Genomic DNA, 785 nt, shown 5'->3' with positions numbered 1-785 from the left:
GGGGAGGTACTTGGCGGCGTTGTCCTTGGTGACGGTCTCGGAGGCCAGGGTGATCGACTGGGGGACCTGGGTCTCCACCAGGTCGGTCATGCCCTTGCCCTGTGCGATCAGCCGTGCCAGCTTGATCGCCGACGACGCCATGGTCGGGCTGTAGGTGACCGTGGCCTCCAGCACCGACGAGCCGGACTGGATGTCACGCATCGCGTTGGCCGATCCGGCGCCGCCGACCATGAAGAACTCGTCGCGCCCGGCCTCCTTGATCGCGGCCAGCACCCCGATGCCCTGGTCGTCGTCGTGGTTCCAGATCGCGTCGATCTTCTTGTGCGCCTGCAGCAGGTTCGCCGCGACCTCGGTCCCGGACTCGACCGTGAACTGCGCGTCCTGCTGCGCCGTCACGCTGAACCCGTAGGTCTTCAGTGCGTCGGCGAAGCCCTTGCTGCGGTCCTGGGTCAGCGGCAGCGTCGCGATGCCCTGGATCTCCAGGATCACCGGCGACGCGACGCCCTTGGTCTTCAGCTGGTCGCCGATGTAGTGACCGGCGGCCACACCCATGCCGTAGTTGTCGCCGCCGACCCAGGTCCGGTACGACAACTTGTCCGGGAAGACCCGGTCCAGGTTGATGACCGGGATGCCCGCGTCCATCGCCGCCCGGGCGACCTGGTTGAGCTGCTGACCGTCGTTGGGCAGGATCACCAGCGCGTTGACCTTGGCCTGGATCAGCGACTCCACCGCCGAGATCTGCTGGTTGATGTCGTTGGTCGGCTCGACCGGCTTGAACGTGACAT

Annotated in this window: 1 protein-coding gene; it reads right to left on the bottom strand. The window is 66.6% G+C overall.

Features of this window, described 5'->3' with window-relative positions; translation table 11 throughout:
* Positions 1-785: substrate-binding domain-containing protein (locus tag Psi02_RS39800; protein ID WP_203981096.1), on the bottom strand; the 785-nt coding region annotated here is incomplete at both ends.

This window comes from Planotetraspora silvatica (assembly GCF_016863315.1).
GTDB lineage: Bacteria > Actinomycetota > Actinomycetes > Streptosporangiales > Streptosporangiaceae > Planotetraspora > Planotetraspora silvatica.
The sequence above is the reverse complement of the archived record's forward strand: the minus strand, read 5'-3'. Positions and strand labels throughout refer to the sequence as shown.